Below are 20,875 nucleotides of genomic sequence, written 5' to 3' on the forward strand. Positions count from 1 at the left end.
AATCGATAATCACAGACTTTGTTGTAGCTTTCAGGAGGACGCCGACGTGTGCAGACTTCAGCGGCTTCACTTCCTCAATAACTGCTATGGCAAAATTACTGCTTCTCCTGATTACACTACTGGGAACCACCGCCCTGGCCCAAATCAGCCAGAATACCGGATCGCAAGCACCACTTGATCAGCCTACACCTCCCGCCGGGCCCGTTTTGTTAACCAACGGTAACCTCGTAGATGTAGAAACCGGTAAGGTGCGCGAAGGAATGAGCCTCCTCATCGAAAACGGCCTCATTCGCAAAATTGGCAAGCGCATTACCCCGCCGACCGGTGCAACTGTGGTGGATGCTACGGGCAAATGGTTGATGCCTGGACTGATTGACAGCCATATACACCTGTTTCAGTCGGGCGGTTTGTATACGCGGCCCGATGGTATCAATCTGACGAAGTACCGGCCTTACGAAACGGAACGGCAGTGGTTGCGCGACAACATGGGCGATCTGCTACGTCGGTATCTGGCCTGCGGAATCACCACGGTCATCGACGTGGGCGGACCCCTCTATCAGTACGCTTTTCGTGATCGTTTCAACCAGCAAGTTACCAGTCCGCAGATTCTGCTGACGGGACCGCTCATTTCCACCTACCAACCCGAGGCTTTTAAAATTGAGGATACCCCCATTCTAAAAGCCAATACGCCCGAAGAAGCCCGCGAACAGGTGCGAAAGCAATTGCCCTATAAACCCGATTTTATCAAAATCTGGTACATCGTACGGGGTGTCGGTACGGGAGAAGAAACGCAGGCGATGGTGAAAGCGGCCATCGATGAAAGCCACAAAAATGGACTGAAAGTCGCCATCCATACGCAGGAACTGCTAGCGGCTAAATTAGGTGTGAAATTCGGAGCCGATTATCTGGTGCATAGTCCCGAAGATGGCCTGGTTGACGATGAACTGATCGCGCTAATGAAGCAGCGCAATGTCAGCTATAACCCGACTATGGTAGTTGTGGGCGGCATCAAAGGATTTTTTACCGACAGCCGTAAACTCAGTACGTACGAGTTTACTCGGGCCAATCCCTACGTATTAGGCAGCCTTTATGACATAAAGCACCTACCCGAGCTAGCGCTGAAAAAACGGATGGACGACTATCTAAATGGGCCAGCATTTGCAGCTCGGCAAGCGAGTCGGGATTCTATTGTACGGGCTAATTTGATTCGGGTTTGGAAGGCGGGTGTGAACGTAGTGACTGGTACTGATGCAGGCAATCCTGGTACGTTTCATGGCACCTCGTACATAGATGAGTTACGAGCCATGCAAAGCGCCGGCCTATCGAATGCTGATCTGCTGAAAGCGTCAACGATCAATGCCGCCCGGATTCTGGGTAAGGAGGGACAAATTGGCTCGCTGACTGAGGGTAAATGGGCGAACGTACTGGTGCTTTCCCAGAACCCACTAACCGATATTGCTACGTTGGCCCGTATTGAGACGGTCGTGAATCGGGGCTACGTCATGACTTCGGCGCAACTGCTGCCCGACAAACCCGAAGACCTGGCCCAGCGGCAACTGAACGCCTACAACGCCCGCGACCTGGAAGCGTTTCTGGAGCCTTATGCAGAAGATGTTGAAATTTATACCTTACCCAACAAATTAGAGAGTAAGGGTAAAGAAGCAATGCGGAAAAACTATGCCTTTTTAACCAAGACTCCTATGCTCCACTGCGAGTTGGTCAATCGTATGGTGGTGAACAACACTGTTATTGACCATGAACGCGTTACGTTCGCAGCTGATAAAGCGCCGGTGCAGGCAGTGGCTATTTATAAAATTGAAAACGGGAAAATTAAACAGGTGTATTTTACGAAGTGATCAGGAAGGCCCAACGCTACGTAGCGTCAGAACGACAACCAGCCTGATAGTTTGATCGCAAAAGGTGTAACCGGAATACCGGTACGTCCAACGTTATCGCGATACGTTACCCGGTGGATGGCATCGACACGTAGCACTTTGAAAATGTTGTTGATGCCGTAACCGAGTTCAATGTAGGGTGTGTGGTTGAGCGAACTGAAGCCTTCAATGGCTTCTCCCGACGTACCGGTTTTGGGAATCATAGCCAGATTACTGTTTGAAACGCTACCCATTAGCACTTTCGCCGTAACGAGTTCGCGCCATTTAAGACGACGTAGTAAAGGCAATCGATTGAATAACAATCCGTTGAAATTATGTTCGAGTTGGAGCGTTGCCCAGCGGTCGCAGATAAACTCGAAATAATTCATCAGGTTGTAAGCATTACCAACATAAAACGACGATTCGTTGCCCAGCGGCATATATAAGAGTGGGTAGGGAACGGTTGAGGGCATAATGCCCAAGCCAACGTTGTAATACGTCCGACCCAGCACGCCCATCCGAAACGAATGCCGAATGCCAAAATTTATTCGATGGTAGGCGAAATCACCGTCTAGCAGGTTTCGGAAACCAAGGGCATAACGTAGCGTGTAAATCGGTTTCCGAGTGGCACCGGTGCTAACCCGAACGTTTTCATTCTGAAGAATAACTTCGTCGGGAGCGTAGCGGGTTTCGGCAATAAACTCGGAAGTTTGATACGTACTGCGGATATTCTGGTCGCGGTCGTTGGGTTGCGGCTGGAAGGCAAACGCAAACAATGGCTCAAAACTTCGGTTCCGTAACGCAACCGTCTGCGTAAATCCACCTTTCATCTCGCGCCGGAAATAAACGAGGTTTTCTTCCTGAAAATAAGGTCGTCGGATGTTGCCGAAGCGGGAATAAGCGGCAAACAGCGAGTTGTTGCCGATGTTATCCGACGAAATGCCCACTCGTTCCAGATCATAACTGTGCCGAATGCCAACTACCGTCCAGGGCTTGCGACTAATGATATACTCGATATTTGCCGAATATTTTAGCTGCCTGTCGAGCGTACCGTAGGCAAGGTATCCGTTCAGTTGCCATTTGCGGCTGAAACCGGTGTTGGTGCGAAAACCAAGTCGGAATCGATAGCCTTCAATGTTATTTTTCGCGTACGAACTCAAAATCGGACCCAGCTCAATATTCGATTTGCCAAGCGGGATATAACCTAATACACCAAGCTTTATGATTTCACCTGCAACTCGCATCAGCGGTATGTTTCGCACGGAATCGACCACTTGGATAGCACGCAACTCGCTGGGATCTAGCGAACTAGGGCGGGCTCGCTGCCAGAAGGCAGCGTCGGACTCCTTAAAATCGTCGGCTAATTCGACGGATGGTGTATAGAAAGCAACCTCCTCTGGTTTATTTTCTACTACGTTGCTGGCAGCCGAAAAGAAACGTAGCAGCGCCCCCGGCGAATTAGGAACGGGCTGGTCGGTATCAATAGTAACCTGCGTGAGCGTAGGGAAGCGAATTCCAGAGGGCAGCGTCTCCCAACTTTGTTCAATATGCAGCTCTTCTACGAAGTTGATATTCGCGCGTTTGTCTACACGAACGTCGGTCTGGGCCAGCGCCATCTGCAACGTATCAATCCAGACAGTTCCGGTAAACGCCAGATCGCTGTTACGTTTGGGCGTGCATTCGATTTCGTAGCAAACAGCGTTGTTGAGCAAAACCGTGTCTTTAAGCCGAAACGTATAGACCGTTTCCCACTGACTGCCGACGGGAGAAGGAATATCCTTGCGAAGAATATAAAGCGAGTTACGGTAGAAATTGTACTGCTGAAACGACGCACCGGTAAACTGCGAAATCAATCCGCCATCGCTGACTCCCACGCCCGCCACACGCGACTTCTGGATTCGCTCCTTTACCAGTTCCGGGTTGATGCGGGCGTAAAACTGAGAGAAAGTTTCCGAAATAAACACTGGCACGGCGGGCTGGCCATTTTCATCGGTAATGGCGGGGAGTTTGCCCAGAAATCGGCCAACTAAACCCGGTCTTTTCTTATTCTTTCTGGTGAAACTGTTGATGTACCCCTCAATTTTATTGTAGCTATCGTACTGATATGCCGAGAGTTGGACCGGATTGAACTGGTCGCGCCGACGTAGCACCTCGCGCATAACCCGGTAAGCCGGATCGCCCCCTTTGGCATAGACTCTAACCTCCGCCAGTTTTGTAGCAGCAGCCGTTAGTCGGGCGTCAATTGTTTGTGAGGGCTGCTGCTGAATAGCATAAGACTCTGTACGGTAGCCCAAACTAAGTACCACCAGCGAATCTGCTAATTGGCTTAAACGTAATGAGTAACGTCCGTCAGCATCGGTCGTAGTGCCGGTTGTTTTACCTTTCAGAGCCACACTGGCAAACGGAATGCCCGCGCCTGTTGCGGCATCGGTAATGCGCCCGCTGATGGTATAGCTATTCTGCGCCCTGACTGGCAAATACCAGACAAGTAGTACCAGAGACAGCACAGTCAGTAGCGGTTGCTTCATTAAAATGGTGGCATCAGATTGTGTATAGTTCACAAACTGATGATTAGTCAATAGAGTTTACTAAGTAGTAAGAAACTGAGAAAAGTGCAGACTCTCAGTAGAAGATTACTAATACCGCCAGCGTAAAAGGTGAAAATTTGGCTTTATAGATAGTACGTCAATAAACGGATGTTCGTTGCAGTAGCTGTGCCACGGCAAAAAAGGTGTAGCGTTACGCCATTTTCGGAAGGATGATACCACTCGCCCTAATAGAGCGCTCCCAATGCTAGATCGGGAAGGAAATACGGCCATTGTTTAGGTACCTAAATCCATAACTTCCAGACGTACTGTGAAGAGCGTTTCATAAAAACTTTGCCTGATCGAAACTATGGGTGCGAATCTCAAACCATTATATCCAGCTAGTCATCAGTTTATCTACTATTGATTCGGTTCATTGTATAAAATAGTACTATGTAAAACAAACTATTGGCCGACAATAATTGAAGTATTTAATTGATTTTCACATTTTTTAATTCTTGATGCTACGTAGCGTGAATGAGTTCCGCCGTAATAATCGTGGGCTCAGGCCGAATAGGAATGCCTGTTTGCTGGCTTTTTGCCAAGAGCGTTTCGATTCGTGCTTCAATCTGCAAAAGCCTTAATTTTGTAACGCTCATACGAATCTTGGAGCTCTCGATCCTCTTTTTTGTTTCCTCAACCAACATTTCAACCTTAAACTTCTCGATAGACGCATCTCTGGCAAGGCATTTACTGTCAAGAACTCTACGTTTTATGTCTTCAACCATCTCTTTAAGAATGTCTCTTGCCATTTAGTTTGTTAATTGTCAATTCATTGATACGGTAAACTACTGAATTTCCTTGGGGAGTTATCAGTTCATTTCCTGATACCGGAATAACCCAATAGGTACTAGTTGCTGTGAAAAGATTTTGTTTAGAGAATAGAAACAAATTCTTTATCCACAGTGCCGGGTACGTAGACAGCAAGGGATTGAAGATATCCTATAATAGCGCCTGGATTATGCACTGGTATTTTCATGGTGGCATTATAATCGACAGGCTCCCACTCATGATTATATAATCGTCCATCAAAAAAAAGCTGGAAGTTACCCATACGCATTGATTCGCTATAACGATCTATAAATGCCTCCTCAAATTCGCCATGTATGGCTCCACAATGCATAAGCTCTTTATCGGTCAAGCTTTTTATCGCACGCAGATGAAGCCTGAAGTCAATAGCTTCACCGTCCTGCAAACTTTGCAATACGTGGGCCATTACTTGCATTTTACCAATAAATATCCATTCGTTGTTAACGACTTTTTTATAGGTACACGGCGCACCCCAGTAAGAAGCTATATCGCGAAGCTGTTTGGGCGTCAACATAAAAGTCGTCAGGTTCATGTGTGTAGCACGAATATAAAAAAATACCTCCCGCAATGCAGGAGGTATTTGGGCATCACCTTTTCCAATTAATAGGTTGTTATGTCAGATTCGATTACGGACGGCCACCTCCACGATTGCCACCACCTCCGCGATTTCCGCCACCACGGTTGCCACCACTTGGCGAAGATTGTTGTTGCTGACCACCGCCGTTGTCGCCACCGCCATTATCGTCATTACCTTTAACGTCGTCGTTATCAATCGATTTCCGTCTGCGCTGTGGAGCGTCGAAGCTCATTTTACCAAGTTTGTAATTGAACGTCAGCCGCACCCCAGCGTTGTAAAAACTATTTTGCGAATATTGGGTCAGGATCGGCGAGACCGACTCAGAACGCTGGATAAACGGATGGTTGAAGATGTTTTCGGCAGCAAGGCCTAAGCTAGCTTTCTTGTTGTTAAATTCTTTCCGAATTCCCAAGTTGTAGAAATACATCGCGCTCTGTTCACCCTGAAGCTGCACCTGCTTACCGCGGCCACCGCCAAATACCTGAATGCCCCAGCCATTACTCAGCGACAGGCTACTCATAAGCCGTCCGCCAATTACCCAGCCTGAATTAGAAGCCGAATAAACCGGATTAGCATTGTTGTTAGTCAGGCTAACGTGGTACAAATCGATGCCGCCACCCAGTTGAAGTTTAGAGAACAACGTACCGTTACCAAACAGGTTAACCCCGATTGCATCCTGATGGCCAACGTTCTGATAGCTGGTACGTATCACCTGCTGGAAAACCGGGTTGGTTGGATCACCGACAGATTGTGATGTTACATCGCGTACGGCCGTAATTTCATTGTTAGTACGTCGGGCGAAGAGCGAGCCATTCAGGTAGAGCCCTTTAATGTTCATGCTCGTGCTAAACTCTACGTTTTCCGTGATTTCGGGCGACAGGTACGGGTTACCAATCGTAATGTTTGTTGGGTTAGCGGAGTTGACGTTCGGATTCAGGAATTGAATACCCGGCCGTTGAATCCGGCGGTTATAGGCCAGCTTGATGATACGTCCACCTTTCAGGCTTTTCGAAATATTCACGCTGGGTACCAATACGCCGTAGTTCGGAATCGTCGAGGCTTGACCAGCTGACTCGTTGCTGAATTTGGCGTCGATGAAGGTATACTCGTAACGCGCCCCAGCTTTAATCGTGTATTTGCTTTTGGTCGTTACGCTATACGACAGATACGTACCGGCGATATTCTGGTCGTAAAACAACGTATTGGATGGGCGGCTGTTGTCGATTTGATAGGCTCCGTTATCGCCCGTCGAGAAAAAGTACTGATACTGGCTGTTTACCTGACGGAAAATACCCTTACCACCAAATTCGATTAACTGATTGGTTTTGATTGGCGTCTGGTAATCAATCTGAAGGGTCGATTCCTGATTATAGCTATCGTTATTGTTTTTCTGACGACCTGAAATGGTCTGAAAATCAGTGTTGCTCAGCAGATCGGCTACGAAGTCGTTGGTCCGATTGTTCCGGCTATACAGCGCCAGCACACTAAATTCCTGCTGCGGTTTGTACGTTCTGGTATAGCTCACGTTCGCATCGACCGTACCCGACAAATCGGTCGTTTTTACGTTCCGATCGTTGAGAATTGGGAAATAACTGTTGGGCGTAGTGGTCTGTGTGAGCAGGTTGAACTGGCTCTGAGTTCCGTTACGGGCACCGTAGCGAAGACTGGCCGTCAACGATGTATTTTTGTCGATGTCGTAATCCCAGCCCAACTGATAGTTACCAAACAGACGTTGGCTCAGCGTATTCGCCGTTTGAACTGTTCGCGTAATACCCGAATACGTATTGGTAGCCTGATCATAGCTGCGTGTGGTCTGGTCGTTCAGGAACGCGCCTTTCACGTTGTACTCAGCCCGGCCAAAACCGCCCAGCGAGAAACCCATTTTACCCGTGCGGTAATTACCGTTCAATCCCAGGTTAGCGCCCCGGTTACCGGCTCCGCCGTTGATATCCAGCGTAAGACCCTGTAACGTATTCTTTTTGGTAACGATGTTGATGATACCGGCAGAACCTTCAGCGTCGTATTTAGCCGATGGCGACGTAATCACTTCCACCGTCTTGATCATATCGGCCGGAATCTGCTTCAGGGCGTCGGCCACGCTGCTAGCTACAATGGTCGAGGGTTTGTTGTTGATCAGTACCCGGACGTTAGCACTACCACGTAGCGATACGTTCCCGTCGAGGTCAACGGAGAGCATCGGCACTTTCCGCATAATATCGGTAGCGTCGCCCCCTTTGGCGGTAATGTCTTTATCGGCGTTATAAACCAGCCGGTCAACTTTTTCTTCGATAACGGCCGCCTGACCTACTACGTTTACTTCGCTAAGTGTGCGTACATCTGGGGTTAGTTTAACGGTTCCTACGTTGATCGAGCTGCCTTTGTCGATAGTAATGACGGCGCTACGTTTGTCTTTGTAGCCGATAAATGAATATTGCAGACGATACCGACCCGGTGCCAGACGGCCTAGCGTAAAAGCCCCTTTGGCGTCGGCGGTGGTTCCGTCGATGGGTTTGTTGGTCGAAATGTTCAGCAGAGCGATCGTTGCAAATTCAACAGGCTTACTGGTCGACGAATCGGTAAGTACACCCGTAATTTTTGCGTTGCCACGAGCCAACGGTTCCGCTTCTGAGGGCTTAGCACCCGGCGATGGCTGAACATTGTCGGGGACAGCCGGAATAGGAGCTGGCGATTGGCCGCCCGGCATGGTAAAGTTATCTGGAGCGGTGGTAGCGGGCGTTTTACCAAACGGATCTGGCGGAACAGCTACCGGAGCCGTTTGTGTAGGTGTGTTGGTTGCAGGTGACGTAGTAGCCGGATTGCTCGGCGTGGCTGGTGTCGTTGCGGGCGTGCTGCCAGGAATGGCGGGCACCTGGGCAAACGAGACGGTAGTGCCAGCGAGGATACAAAAGGAAAGTAGCAGCGTCTTCATAACTTCAGGTTTGAGCCCCAAAGGTCCTACGGGAGCACTGAACCAGGAAATTAATCTGGTCGAATGCCGATTTTTGATTGCTGAATACGAAAAACAGGCAACGGAAATCAGTTTGGTCCGAATGGGTTAAAATAGGATTAATACAATTTTGCTTTAGTGTTGCACGAATAACCGTTATTCAAGACTAAAGTTTAGACAATAGGAAAGCTCAGTTAATGATAGCTTAAGTAGTCTGCATCAGGTTTTTTAGCGCATAGTTAAAGGCCGCATTTTAACGCATCCAAACCGGCGAAAAGGATACGTTAAAATGCGGCCTCTAACTGTATAACAAAAAAATACTAGTCTATGAATTAGCTTCTTTCAATACGCTTAGAAAGCCTTTCGGAATAGCTGCGTCGAACCGCATAGGTTCGCCTGTAATGGGGTGCTCAAAAGCCAGTACCTCGGCGTGTAAGCCAAGTCTACCGATCGGATCGGACGTAGCGCCGTACTTGGTGTCACCCGCAATCGGATGGCCAATATCCTGCATATGCACCCGAATCTGGTTCTTACGGCCAGTTTCCAGTTCCAGTTCCAGCAGGGCGTAGTGTCGATTGAATTTCACTACGTTGTAGTTAGTAATGGACAATTGCCCGAGTTCCGGGTTCTGACTCGAATACACAATCAGTGCTTTACTCTCGCGGAGGTAAGACGTAACGGTTCCTTGCCGTGGTTCGGGCACACCTTCGACCAGTGCTACGTAGGTACGTTGTTTAGTGGTCGCATTCCAGTTTTCCTGCATGATACGTTGCACTTTTTCACTACGTGCAAACATCATCACGCCCGAGGTTTCACGGTCGAGTCGGTGAATAATGAAAATTTTATTTTTCGGATTCTCCTTTTTAACGTAGTCGCTCAGAATGCTGTATGCTGTACGATCGCGCTCTTTATTGGTCGCCATCGAGAGCAAACCGGCCTGTTTGTTGATGACAATCAGATGTGCATCTTCATAAATAATTGTAAGTCCCCGGTATTGCGAGGTTTCGGGCGCCCGATTGGCCGCCACCGTAACGATCTGCCCCGGACGTAGCGGATGATTGAACTGCGTATAGACCTTCCCCTCAATCAGAATCTGTTTGTTACGTAGCAGCGACTTGATATTGTTTCGATTCTTATGCGGCAACTGAGCTAGTAAGAACGTCATCAGTTCGGCGGGTTCCGAAACAGTAAAGTTTACATCGGTACGTTCACCACGACGGCGGGGAGATTGAGGTTTTTCCATCTGGCAAAGGTACGAGTTTAAAGAGCGAAAGAGCGAAAGTGTGAACGAGTAAAAGAGCGACCGACAGTATTCACTCTTTTACGCGTTCACACTTTCGCTCTTTATTTTCCCAGCCACTCCTTAAACTCAGTCATGCGGTCGCCACTGACGAAAACTTCGTGACGGGATTTGGGTGCTAAATCGAGCTTCAGTTTACCCGCCGAGAATGTGTGAATGCTCTGAATAGCAGGTAGCGATACCAGAAACTGACGACTGATCCGAAAGAATTGCCGCGGGTTCAATAACTGGACAAGCTTATCCAGACTATAATCGACGGGGAGGTTCAGCCCATCTTTAGTGACCAGAAAAACCACTTTTTCTTCCAGAAAAAAATAGGCAATGTCGGAGGTCGGAATGCTACGTATTTTCGTTCCTACCGTAATCATAAACCGATCTTTATATTCGGTTTCTTTGGGCTTGCCAATCAGACTGAGCAACTTTTCGATGTCGGGCGTGGCGGGGTTATCCTGACCAAACTGTTTCTTGAGGGCTTTGAATTTTTCGATTGCGGCAACCAACTCATCGTAATTAATTGGTTTCAGCAAATAATCGATGCTGTTCACCTTAAACGCCTGAATCATGTACTCGTCGTAGGCGGTTGTAAAGACCACCGGCGTGGTCAGCTCTGTTTGCTCGAAAATGCGGAAGCCCAGGTCATCTTCGAGGTGGATATCCATAAACACCAGATCGACTGTCGGATGCGGATCCGTAAACCAACTGACCGCTTCAGAAACCGAAGGAATGCGCTCCAGTACGTCAATGGCAGGGTCGTATTTATGGAGTAATCCCTCTAATCGTTTCGCTGTCAGGTTCTCATCTTCAATAATTACTACGTTCATATTTTAAAGAGCGAAAGGGGGAAAGAGTAACTTGATGAGTGAAAGAGCGAATGAGTGAAAGAGCGAATGAGTCGGCTGCCGGATGGCTTTCGCTCTTTCACTCATTCGCTCTTTCACTCTTTAGATTATCTCTTTTACTTTTTCGCCATTTAGTAATGGAATTTTCACCACAAAATTTCCGTCGCTTTCGCCTATCCAAACCGGTTCACTGGTGAGTAGAGCGTAGCGGTTGATGATATTTTGCAACCCAACACCGGTCGACGATTCCGTCTGTGGACGCTGTTGCAGATTATTTTGAACAACCAGACAATTGCCATCTACCTGAATCGATACGTGCAACGGCTCTTTCGCCGACATGCGGTTGTGTTTCACCGCGTTTTCGACCAGCAACTGCAAGGTGAGTGGGGCGATGCTGTAGCGGTTCTGCGCGTCTTTCGGTACGTCGATGGCAACGTCGAATTTGTTTTCAAACCGAATATTTAACAGGAAGCGATACGCCTGAATAAATTCCAGCTCGGTTTTCAGCAGAACCCGTTCATTATCTTTCTGCTCCAGAATATAGCGATAAGCCCTCGACAACTGGTCGATAAATTTTTCGGATAAATCGGCATCCGCGTGCACCAGCGACGATAAAATACTTAGGCTGTTGAACAGAAAATGCGGATTGACCTGACTTTTTAAAGCCGCAAACTGAGCCTGTAGATTCTCTTTCTCCAGACGTTCGGCCCGTACCTGCACGTCTTCCAGCCGTCGATTGGCCCGTCGATTGGCCGCCAGGTAAAACGTCGATATCATGGCCATCACTGTTAAACCATTGTTCACCCGCCGACGCTGTTCACGTCCCCGTCGACGTTCTTCAGGGGAACGGGGTGGGCTTTGCGGACGGGGTGGACGTGGCTCCTGATACTGACTGAAGCCAAAACGCTGCTCCAGTACGTCGTCCAGACTGTGCCATAAAGACGAAAAACCAATGTTGAACGTAACAGCTAATGCGCTGGCTATCACCAATACCGCAATCTGGGCGGGAATTTTAAATTCGATAAAGAAGCCATCGCCAAAGCGCGTAACGTAGCGTTGCTGAAGCCATTCCGTTACGTTTAGCCAGAGGTATAAAAACAAAATACTGACGATGATTTCGAGAATCCAGAACGGAATGTTACGTACCATCAGCAACCAGGATATTGATGCGCCATTTACGTACATCCGTATGGGAAAGTAAATGACAAAAACGCTCAACGCGAGCTGCCATTTCTGATAGTTGGATAGCCGATATGTGAAAGTAGATTCGGTCATTATACAAAGCTATTCAGCGGAGCCGTCTGGCAAAAAAATAACCGGCGGAATGCCGGTTTTGGTCGGGCGAATGCCAGCTTCGGGTTTATGAGCGTACCTCAATTATTTTCTGAGCGGGCTTGTCGTCAATCACAAATTCTTTCACAACACTCTCTTTCCCGACCGATACGGTCACTTCATACGTACCATAGTCGAGCGCGGTCAGATCGAATAGTTGACGTAGTCCTTCCTGTAAATTGGCCTGTTCTGAATAGAGCACATGGCCGGTTGCATCGCGAAGTTGAACGGTAGCAATGGCCGGTTCACGACCTACGATGAGTTTCAGTTTTTGATCGGTTGTAATCGAAACGTTGGTTTCAGGAGTTTGTGCGAACGATGCGGTGCCAATGGTCAACCCCAGCATCAGAATGGCTAATTTTTTCATGATTGTATTTGTTTTCGTTTGACGATGGCAAAGTTGGCGTAGCCCGTTCGGTCTGAAAAATATGTTTAGCTGAATGCCGATTTTTGCGGGATGAGCTTGAGATTCAGGGTGATAAATGACGGGTTATGTCTGTGCAAAGCTCCAGCTTGGCCCGTGTAATAAACCTGCTACGTCAATCCTGGGCCAGCCGGAACTTGGCTCAGCCATAATCATCGTACCTTTACCCCAAACCGAACGTAGTATGAATCGCTTTGCCTGGACAGTATTTTTATTAGTAGCGAGCTGTGGCCCCTCCTCGAAAAAGACCGACAAGCCTGACGCTGAAATTATTGCGGCCCCGTTTAAACTGCCTTATCAACTCGATCGACCGGCAAAGAACTATGTGCTGCCTAATAAGCTGAAAGAAATATCGGGGCTGACGTTTTACAAAGGCAATAAACTACTCTGTGTACAGGACGAAGAAGCGGTTGTTTATGAATTTGATACGGGCACAGGCAAGGTGACGAATGAATTCGGTTTTGGCGGCTATGGCGACTTCGAAGGTATTGAATACGTGAACGGCGAAGTTTACGTGCTCGAAAGTAACGGCGACTTGTTCCGGTTTAAGCCCGATTCGAAGGAGATTGGACGTACTAAAACTGAATTGCCTAAGAAAACCGAAGTAGAAGGGCTCGGCTATGATCCTAAAACGAAGCGACTGCTGATCGCTGTAAAAAAGGGTGGTGGATCATCCAGCGATAAGGCCGTGTACTCATTCGACTTGCTGAATCGGGCGGTATTCAAGGATATGAGCCTGAATGATGAACAGCTGAAAGGGGCGGGAATTGATCCTAAAGATTACAAGCCGTCGGGTATTGCGGTTCATCCTATTACTGGCGACTGGTACGTATTAACTTCGGCGGGTAAACGATTGGTTATTACCAGTCGACGGGCGAAAATTATGTACTCCGCACCACTTGATGCCAAGTTATTTCGCCAGCCGGAAGGCATCTGTTTTGCGCCGAACGGCGATCTTTATATTGCCAGTGAAGGCGATGGCAAAAAGGGGTATATACTGAAGTTTGAATACAAAAAATGAGGCTGATTTTTTGTGCGTTACTCGTAGCGTCGGGCTTCATTCAACAATTCTTTCACTTTATCCCGGCTACGTTTCAGGCGCATCTTAACGGCGCTTTCTGATAAACTGAACTGCTGGCTGAGTTTCTGAATGGAGTAACCTTTCTCATATTTAAGCCGCATAAGCAACTCATCTTCAGTCGAAAGTTGACGCATAACTTTAGCGAGGAGTTTACTTTGTTCGCTAGCTGCTTCATTTTCGTCGGCTTCCGCGTCTGTATCAAACGAATCGGGGAGGGGTGAAGTGGGTAACCGTTTTTGAATCCGATTAATGTCCAGGCAATAGTTTTGTGTGATAGCGTAAAGCCAGGTTGAAGGTCGTGAACGGTTTTTGAACTGCTCCATATTCGCAAATGCCTTCAGAAAAATCTCCTGAGTACAGTCCTGGGCGGTAGCTGCGCTTTTGGTCATCGAAAGGCATTTTTGATAAACCTTTTTGACGTATTTATTATATAGCTCCTCAAAATTACTAGTGTCTGATTGGTGACTTGGGTGGAAATCGTGTCTTAAAAAAGTTGTATTTTTCATAACGTTCAGGTTAGTTTTTTCATAATAAATACAATTCTTTACTATCAATGTTTTTTATAGCTAAACCTTAGGTTAATCATTGTAGAATTTTGTATACAAAGATTTTTGTTAATGAAAATTTGAAATAGTTAATTTATATAATCCAAATTTGCTTCTTATGTATAAGAAAATGTAATTAAGACACTTATTACTATTTCTATTTTGCCGAACCATATAATTATGCTTTTCTATTTTGCAGAAGTGATATTTATTAGACGGTAATTAAAATTGTCTTAAATTAAGGTTGTGGCATATATTTTAGTAGAACGATCGCTGATAAATTATAAATGCCTGCCAGCAGCTTCCGAGTAAATGACCATTTTGGTAAATGACTTCTCCCAGTTTTTGCGTCGAAATACGTAGTGGGGGCCCCTTGTCTATTGCCAGAATGATAGTGTTCTGACTGTCAGATACGTAAAAAGAAGAGTTTGGTCCATTTTTTCGGGTAAATACTCGGCATGCATAACTATATTTGATGCCTGTTTACCCAAACAGATTTTTGCCGAAGACTCTTAACCAGTTTAATCAGCGTGTACGAATAAACGGCTTCGGGGAGTCTTAGGTAACCCTGCCGTACTTGATAGAATTTTATGCCAACTGCCGAACGCGAACGTATTTACGAACGAGCCGATAATAAAGGCTGGAAAAAATGGGGACCTTATTTAACCGAACGCGCCTGGGGCACTGTTCGCGAAGATTATAGCCCCTATGGCGATGCCTGGAACTTCGTATCGCATGATATGGCCCGTTCGCGCGCTTACCGATGGGGTGAAGAGGGTATTGGTGGTATTTCCGACAACAAAGGACATATCTGCTTCGCGCTGGCTTTCTGGAACCACAAAGATACTATCTTGAAAGAGCGCCTGTTTGGGCTGACCGGGCCGGAGGGCAATCATGGTGAGGATGTAAAGGAGCTGTATTATTATCTGGACAGTACGCCGACGCACTCCTATATGAAGATGCTCTACAAGTATCCACAGCAGGAGTTTCCGTATAACCGGCTCGTGATTGAATCGGCCCGTCGAAATAGGCAGGATCCTGAATTTGAACTGCTTGATACGGGTATTTTCGATAAAGACGAATACTTCGATATTTTTATTGAGTACGCCAAAGCCGATCAGAACGACTGGCTGGTTAAAGTTACGGCACACAATCGCTCCGGTAAAACGGCCCCGCTGACCTTGCTGCCCACCATCTGGTTTCGGAATACATGGGCGTGGGGTTACGAACAGTACAATACCCGGCCTATGCTGAACGGTATTGCCAACAATCAAATTGAGGTGAATCATAAGCAGTTGGGTAAGTATAAGCTTTACTGTGAAGAAGCCGATGCGCTGCTGTTCTGCGATAACGATACCAATACGGAACGACTCTACGGACGACCGAACGTATCGAAATACCCCAAAGATGGTATCAATAACTACGTAGTATCGGGTGGAAAGAAAAGCTACGTTAACCCCAATCAGATCGGGACCAAAGCGTCAGCGCAGTACGCCAGACAGGTTCCGGCGGGAGAGAGTGTGTCTATACGACTGAGATTCAGCGCTCAAACGAGCCTTCAACATCCTTTCGACGATTTCGACAGCATCTGGGATCAACGGGTAGAAGAGGCCGATGCTTTCTATGCAAACCTCCAGAAAAACGTAACCGACCCCGAACTGCTCGCTATTCAGCGGCAGGCGTATGCAGGTATGCTCTGGAGCAAGCAGTTTTACTATTACAACGTCAACGAATGGCTCAAAGGTGACCCTAAAATGCCGGTGCCGTTTCAGGGGCGGGTATATGCCCGCAACGAAACCTGGCGGCACATGTATACCGCCAACATCCTCTCCATGCCCGATAAATGGGAGTACCCGTGGTTTGCGGCCTGGGATCTGGCGTTCCACACCCTGACACTGGCCCGGCTCGACGCTCACTTTGCCAAGCGACAACTGGCGGTTATTCTGCGGGAGTATTACATGCACCCCAACGGTCAGATTCCGGCCTATGAATGGAATTTCAGCGATGTGAATCCACCCGTTCATGCCTGGGCAACGTGGCAGGTTTATGAAATCGACCGTGAGCAGAACGGAACGGGCGATGTAAATTTTCTGGAGCGTGTTTTCCATAAACTCCTGCTCAATTTTACCTGGTGGGTAAACCGCAAGGACGTAGCAGGTAATAACATTTTTGGGGGAGGCTTCCTTGGACTCGATAACATTGGGGTGTTTGATCGGAGTCAGCCGCTGCCGATGGGGGGACGTATCGAACAGGCCGACGGTACGGGCTGGATGGCCATGTACACGCTTAACATGCTACGTATCGCCTGTGAAATTTCACTGACGCGACCAACGTACCAGGACATGGCGAGCAAGTTTTTCGAGCACTTCCTGCACATCGCGTCGGCCATGAACAATCTGGGTCGGCAAAATATCAGCCTGTGGGACGAGATCGATCAGTTCTATTACGACGTACTGCACATGCCCGACCATAATGCCCGGTTGTTAAAAATCCGGTCGATGGTAGGCTTAATTCCGCTGTTTGCCGTCGAAATTCTGGACGAAGAACTACTCTCGAAACTTCCTGACTTCAAACGCCGGGTGGAATGGGTGCTCACCAACCGCCCTGATCTGGCGTCGCTGGTGTCGCGCTGGCACGAACCGGGCAAAGGCGAGACGCACCTGCTGAGTCTGCTACGTGGTCACCGGATGAAAATGATTCTGAAACGGATGTTCGACGAAACCGAATTCCTGTCAGATTATGGCATTCGGGCGCTTTCGAAATACCACGAAAAAACACCGTATCAATTCGAGTTAAATGGCGAAATGTTTCAGGTTCGCTACGTGGCTGCCGAATCGGAGATGAGTATGTTTGGCGGAAACTCCAACTGGCGAGGTCCGATCTGGTTTCCGGTAAACTTTCTGCTGATTGATTCCCTGTTGAAGTTTTACCGCTATTACGGCGATGATTTCGAAGTGGAATACCCGACAAATTCGGGCCATATTATGAGCGTAAAAGAAGCAACCGTGCTGGTGGCCGAACGGCTTATCAATATTTTCCGGCGCGATTCTTCCGGCCACATTGCCGCCTACGGCCCCTACGAAAAATTGCAGAATGATCCTCATTTCCAGGGTCTTTATCTGTATTTCGAATATTTCAATGGCGATAACGGAATGGGCTTGGGTACCAACCACCAAACTGGCTGGACGGGGTTGGTTGCCGATTTGATCGAATACTGGTATAAATACCAATCAGAACCTGTAAGTGTGGAGAAGTAATTTGTCTGGGCCAAGCCACAGCCTGGCCCAGACAAACGCTACGTCAGTTGCCCAATCGGAATCGGTGTGTCGGGTTGCGTCGAGAGCGGTTGTAAACGGAGCTGATACCAAGCTACGTCATGCCAATTGCCAAATTTATAGCCAATGTGTTTATAGATTCCCACCTGCTCAAAACCGAACGACTGGTGAAATGCTTCGCTTTTTGGGTTTGGTAACGTAATACCCGCATACACATTGTAATATCCCTGCCGACGTAACATGTCGAACAACGTAGTATAAAGCCGGCGGGCAATTCCCTGCCGATGGGCATCGGGATGTATATAAACCGACGTTTCAACTGACCATTGATATGCCGTTCGGTCGCGGTGTTTGGCAGCATAGGCGTATCCCACTACGTTTCCATCAACTTCGGCAATCAGATACGGCAACTGCTGTTGGATGGTACGTATCCGACTGGCAAATTCATGGACTTTCGGTACGTCGTATTCGAACGTAATACTTGTCTCCTGAATATAAGGCCCATAGATCGCCAGAATAGCGGGTGCGTCGTCAGGTGTAGCGAATCGAATGGTCATGGTACGTATTCGTTTAAGCTATCAGACGTAGCATCATTTTTTCGAAGCATTGTATTTTGTAACCAGTTGCAGCGTATGCTCCAATGCCTTGGCATCGCCCCAATCTTCATGGCCTGGTACTACCACGCGGGCACTGCCAAATTCTTTTATTACGTTGCGCATCGACTGCGGCCATACCGTTAGGTTGGCATCGGCCAGATTCCCCATGCCAAATACGGCTACACTTTTGACCAGACAGCCGCCATACAGTATGCGCTGATTCGGTAACCAAACGACAATATTGTCGTCGGTATGTCCCGCTCCCGGAAAGTAAGGGCGAATCGGTTGATTACCAATGGTAAACGTAGTATCGTTGGGCAGAATAGGTTCAGGTGACGGGTATCCTCGCTTCACTGCATTCTGGGCGGTCAACTTCGTACTAACAACCCGAACACCTGCTTTCTGAAGTGCCCGAATGCCACCAACGCGGTCGTCGTGGGCATGTGTTACGATGCACATGCGTACGGGCTGGTGCAGGCTATCGGCTACCCAACGTAATATCTGACGCGTATTGTCGGTGTTTGTATCGCTATCCCATCCTGAATCAACCAACACGACACCATTATTTGTCTTAATAATCAGTCCGTTAGAGGGGACAGCGGCATTATTATACATCCCATACGTAGTATGTACAAAAACCTGCTTATTAAGGGGCGTAACTTTCAGTTTCGGTACGGATTGTGCCTGACTATAACGTAGCAGAAACAGTGTAAGAATTGTGGCAAAAAGACGCATGAAGTGTAGTTTCTGATTATTTTGCTAAGACGCCGATTTGTAGAAAACTGGCTCCTTGTTTGCCATGGTATACCCGATGCGTAGCTTTTTGGTAATCAGTTTCTTTGGCGCTGAAAATCGGGACGAATTTTTGCGGATTGCGGTCGGCCCAGGGGAAACAAGAACTTTGTACCTGTACCATCAGGCGATGCCCTTTTTTGAACGTGTGTAATACGTCCTGCAATTCCACACCTACTTTGGTTGGCTGGTTGGGCGTAAAAGCTTCCGGTTTGCTGATGTTGTTGCGGTAACGCCCACGAATGATTTCACTACGTATCAACTGCTGGTAATTGCCATACACTACGTCCTTATGCTGCGGATTTTGGGGCGCATCGGGCGGATACACGTCAATTACTTTCACTACCCAATCGGCGTCGGTGCCGGTGGTCGATACAGTCAACTGAGCCAGAATAGGACCTGCCAGTGTCAAATCGTCGGTGAGTGGCTCCGTTTGAAAGGTCAGTACATCGGGGCGGGTCGAGGCAAAGCGCTGGTCCTCAACCATGTATTCGGCGGAAAAACCGTCGTTGATTTTGTTCGAAAAAGGCACTGGATGCGCCGGGTCAGATAAAAACTCAGTAAAAGCCGCGCCGGTTGTTGGCGATGCAAATGCCAGTTTGCCGTTTGCCCCTAAGTACAGTTGTTTGGTCTGCGTGCCTTTCGGCGGATACGTATCAAATGTCCGCCAGCGGTTCGTACCCGTTTCGAATAACGTAGCTTCGGGCAGGGCGAGTGGCGTGGTTTCGTTAAAAAGGTGATGTTTGAAGAATTTGGTCTCAATGTTTTCCTGATAATACGGCGATGTTGGTGATCCAAAATCCTGATCGGCAAGCGTTTGACCGGAAGGCCCTGCCCAGCCGCCATGTATCCAGGGACCAACGACAAACGTATTTTGAATACCCGGATTCTGTTTTTCGATGGCTTTGTACGTATTGAACGTACCGAACAGATCCTGCTCATCGTACCATCCGCCAACCACCATCACGGCATGTTTTATACCCTTAAGATGCGGCAAAATATTCCTTGCCTTCCAGTGCTCGTCGTAATCGGGATGCTCGAAATTCTCGTGATAATATTTGTTACGTCCCTTGAAAAACTGAGTTTCAGAGTTTGCCGTTGGCCCCATGTTCATGTAAAAATGATAACCATCGGGATCGTTCATTTCGAACAATAATGGCGGATTCTGCTTTGTAGGTTGCTTATGCTCCTGAAAATAAGGGTAAAAGCTGAAGTTGGCCGCAATCATAAACGCGCCATTATGAAACGCATCATCTCGCCAAAGATCGGCCATAGGCGCCTGTGGAGACGAAGCCTTTAAGGCTGGGTGCCCTGAAACGGAACCCGCCGACGTAAAGAAACCAGGATAGCTGATTCCCCATTGACCCACATTCCCGTTGTGATTGGCTACGTTTTTTAGCAGCCAATCGATCGTATCATACGTATCAGACGCTTCGTCTACGTCGGTTGGATTCTTCTTGATATCCTTATGGGGTGTCATTTCGATAAACGTTCCTTCCGACGCCCAGCGCCCACGAACATCCTGATACACAACAATGTAATTATCACGTAGCATAAACGGATTCGGTCCTACACGTCTGCGGAATTTATCCGTTCCGTAGGGCGCACAACTATAGGGCGTCCGCTGCATGATGATCGGATGCTTTACAGCCTGATCTTTCGGCGCGTAAATCTGCGTGAACAGCTTTTTGCCATCGCGCATTGGTACCATAAACTCCGTTTTCTGATAATTTTCGCGCACATAGGCCGAATCCTGTGCAGATGTGAACGGATATGGATTAGCAGGAGGAGTTGATTGTGCAACGGCCATTACTGGTCCGAGCAGAAAAATGAATAGTTTCTTCACGAGTTAACGTAGCGTCATTTACGGCACAAAATAGCGTTAAATTGCACTGAGA

Annotated in this window: 15 protein-coding genes; 3 read left to right on the forward strand and 12 right to left on the reverse strand. The window is 47.9% G+C overall.

Annotation, left to right across the window (positions count from 1 at the left end; translation table 11 throughout):
• Positions 1–86 precede the first annotated feature (86 nt).
• Entirely contained in the window at positions 87–1,856 is a 1,770-nt protein-coding gene (locus ACYVF1_RS27440; protein ID WP_461085014.1) for an amidohydrolase family protein, read from the forward strand.
• Positions 1,857–1,882: 26 nt separating this feature from the next.
• Here the strand turns inward: ACYVF1_RS27440 and ACYVF1_RS27445 are convergent, their stop codons facing one another.
• The 8 genes from ACYVF1_RS27445 to ACYVF1_RS27480 form a co-directional block, all read right to left on the reverse strand.
• Positions 1,883–4,435, reverse strand: a complete 2,553-nt coding sequence (locus ACYVF1_RS27445; RefSeq protein WP_461085016.1) for a DUF5686 family protein — start codon at positions 4,433–4,435, stop codon at positions 1,883–1,885.
• Between the two features lie 488 nt (positions 4,436–4,923).
• Positions 4,924–5,211, reverse strand: a complete 288-nt coding sequence (locus ACYVF1_RS27450; protein WP_461085018.1) for a hypothetical protein — start codon at positions 5,209–5,211, stop codon at positions 4,924–4,926.
• A 122-nt stretch (positions 5,212–5,333) separates the two neighbouring features.
• Complete coding sequence (locus ACYVF1_RS27455) at positions 5,334–5,801, reverse strand: hypothetical protein (protein ID WP_461085020.1); 468 nt, start codon at positions 5,799–5,801, stop codon at positions 5,334–5,336.
• A 94-nt stretch (positions 5,802–5,895) separates the two neighbouring features.
• The gene (locus ACYVF1_RS27460) at positions 5,896–8,775 is read right to left on the reverse strand and encodes a TonB-dependent receptor (RefSeq protein WP_461085022.1); all 2,880 of its coding nucleotides are present in this window, start codon (positions 8,773–8,775) and stop codon (positions 5,896–5,898) included.
• Between the two features lie 343 nt (positions 8,776–9,118).
• Positions 9,119–10,036, reverse strand: a complete 918-nt coding sequence (locus ACYVF1_RS27465; RefSeq protein ID WP_461085024.1) for an RluA family pseudouridine synthase — start codon at positions 10,034–10,036, stop codon at positions 9,119–9,121.
• 101 nt (positions 10,037–10,137) lie between these two features.
• Entirely contained in the window at positions 10,138–10,914 is a 777-nt protein-coding gene (locus ACYVF1_RS27470; RefSeq protein WP_461085026.1) for a LytR/AlgR family response regulator transcription factor, read from the reverse strand.
• 120 nt (positions 10,915–11,034) lie between these two features.
• Positions 11,035–12,207, reverse strand: coding sequence for a sensor histidine kinase (locus ACYVF1_RS27475; protein ID WP_461085028.1), 1,173 nt, complete (start codon positions 12,205–12,207; stop codon positions 11,035–11,037).
• An 85-nt stretch (positions 12,208–12,292) separates the two neighbouring features.
• Entirely contained in the window at positions 12,293–12,631 is a 339-nt protein-coding gene (locus ACYVF1_RS27480; protein WP_461085030.1) for a hypothetical protein, read from the reverse strand.
• A 241-nt stretch (positions 12,632–12,872) separates the two neighbouring features.
• Here ACYVF1_RS27480 and ACYVF1_RS27485 point away from each other — a divergent pair, with 241 nt between their 5' ends.
• Positions 12,873–13,709, forward strand: a complete 837-nt coding sequence (locus tag ACYVF1_RS27485; RefSeq protein WP_461085032.1) for an SdiA-regulated domain-containing protein — start codon at positions 12,873–12,875, stop codon at positions 13,707–13,709.
• Between the two features lie 17 nt (positions 13,710–13,726).
• Here ACYVF1_RS27485 and ACYVF1_RS27490 read toward each other — a convergent pair whose 3' ends face one another.
• Positions 13,727–14,275: an RNA polymerase sigma factor gene (locus ACYVF1_RS27490; protein WP_461085034.1), complete on the reverse strand. Its 549-nt coding sequence runs from the start codon at positions 14,273–14,275 to the stop codon at positions 13,727–13,729.
• A gap of 629 nt (positions 14,276–14,904) precedes the next feature.
• Between ACYVF1_RS27490 and ACYVF1_RS27495 the strand changes: the two genes are divergently transcribed.
• Positions 14,905–17,571, forward strand: a complete 2,667-nt coding sequence (locus ACYVF1_RS27495) for an MGH1-like glycoside hydrolase domain-containing protein (RefSeq protein WP_461085036.1) — start codon at positions 14,905–14,907, stop codon at positions 17,569–17,571.
• A 38-nt stretch (positions 17,572–17,609) separates the two neighbouring features.
• Here ACYVF1_RS27495 and ACYVF1_RS27500 read toward each other — a convergent pair whose 3' ends face one another.
• From ACYVF1_RS27500 to ACYVF1_RS27510, 3 genes are read right to left on the reverse strand one after another with little or no spacing between them, the layout of a single operon-like run.
• Entirely contained in the window at positions 17,610–18,146 is a 537-nt protein-coding gene (locus tag ACYVF1_RS27500; protein ID WP_461085038.1) for an arsinothricin resistance N-acetyltransferase ArsN1 family B, read from the reverse strand.
• A gap of 33 nt (positions 18,147–18,179) precedes the next feature.
• A complete protein-coding gene (gene bla, locus ACYVF1_RS27505; protein WP_461085040.1) occupies positions 18,180–18,920 on the reverse strand; it encodes a subclass B1 metallo-beta-lactamase in 741 nt (246 codons plus the stop codon).
• Between the two features lie 16 nt (positions 18,921–18,936).
• Positions 18,937–20,823, reverse strand: a complete 1,887-nt coding sequence (locus tag ACYVF1_RS27510) for a CocE/NonD family hydrolase (RefSeq protein WP_461085041.1) — start codon at positions 20,821–20,823, stop codon at positions 18,937–18,939.
• Positions 20,824–20,875 lie beyond the last annotated feature (52 nt).

This window comes from Spirosoma flavus, assembly GCF_054778555.1.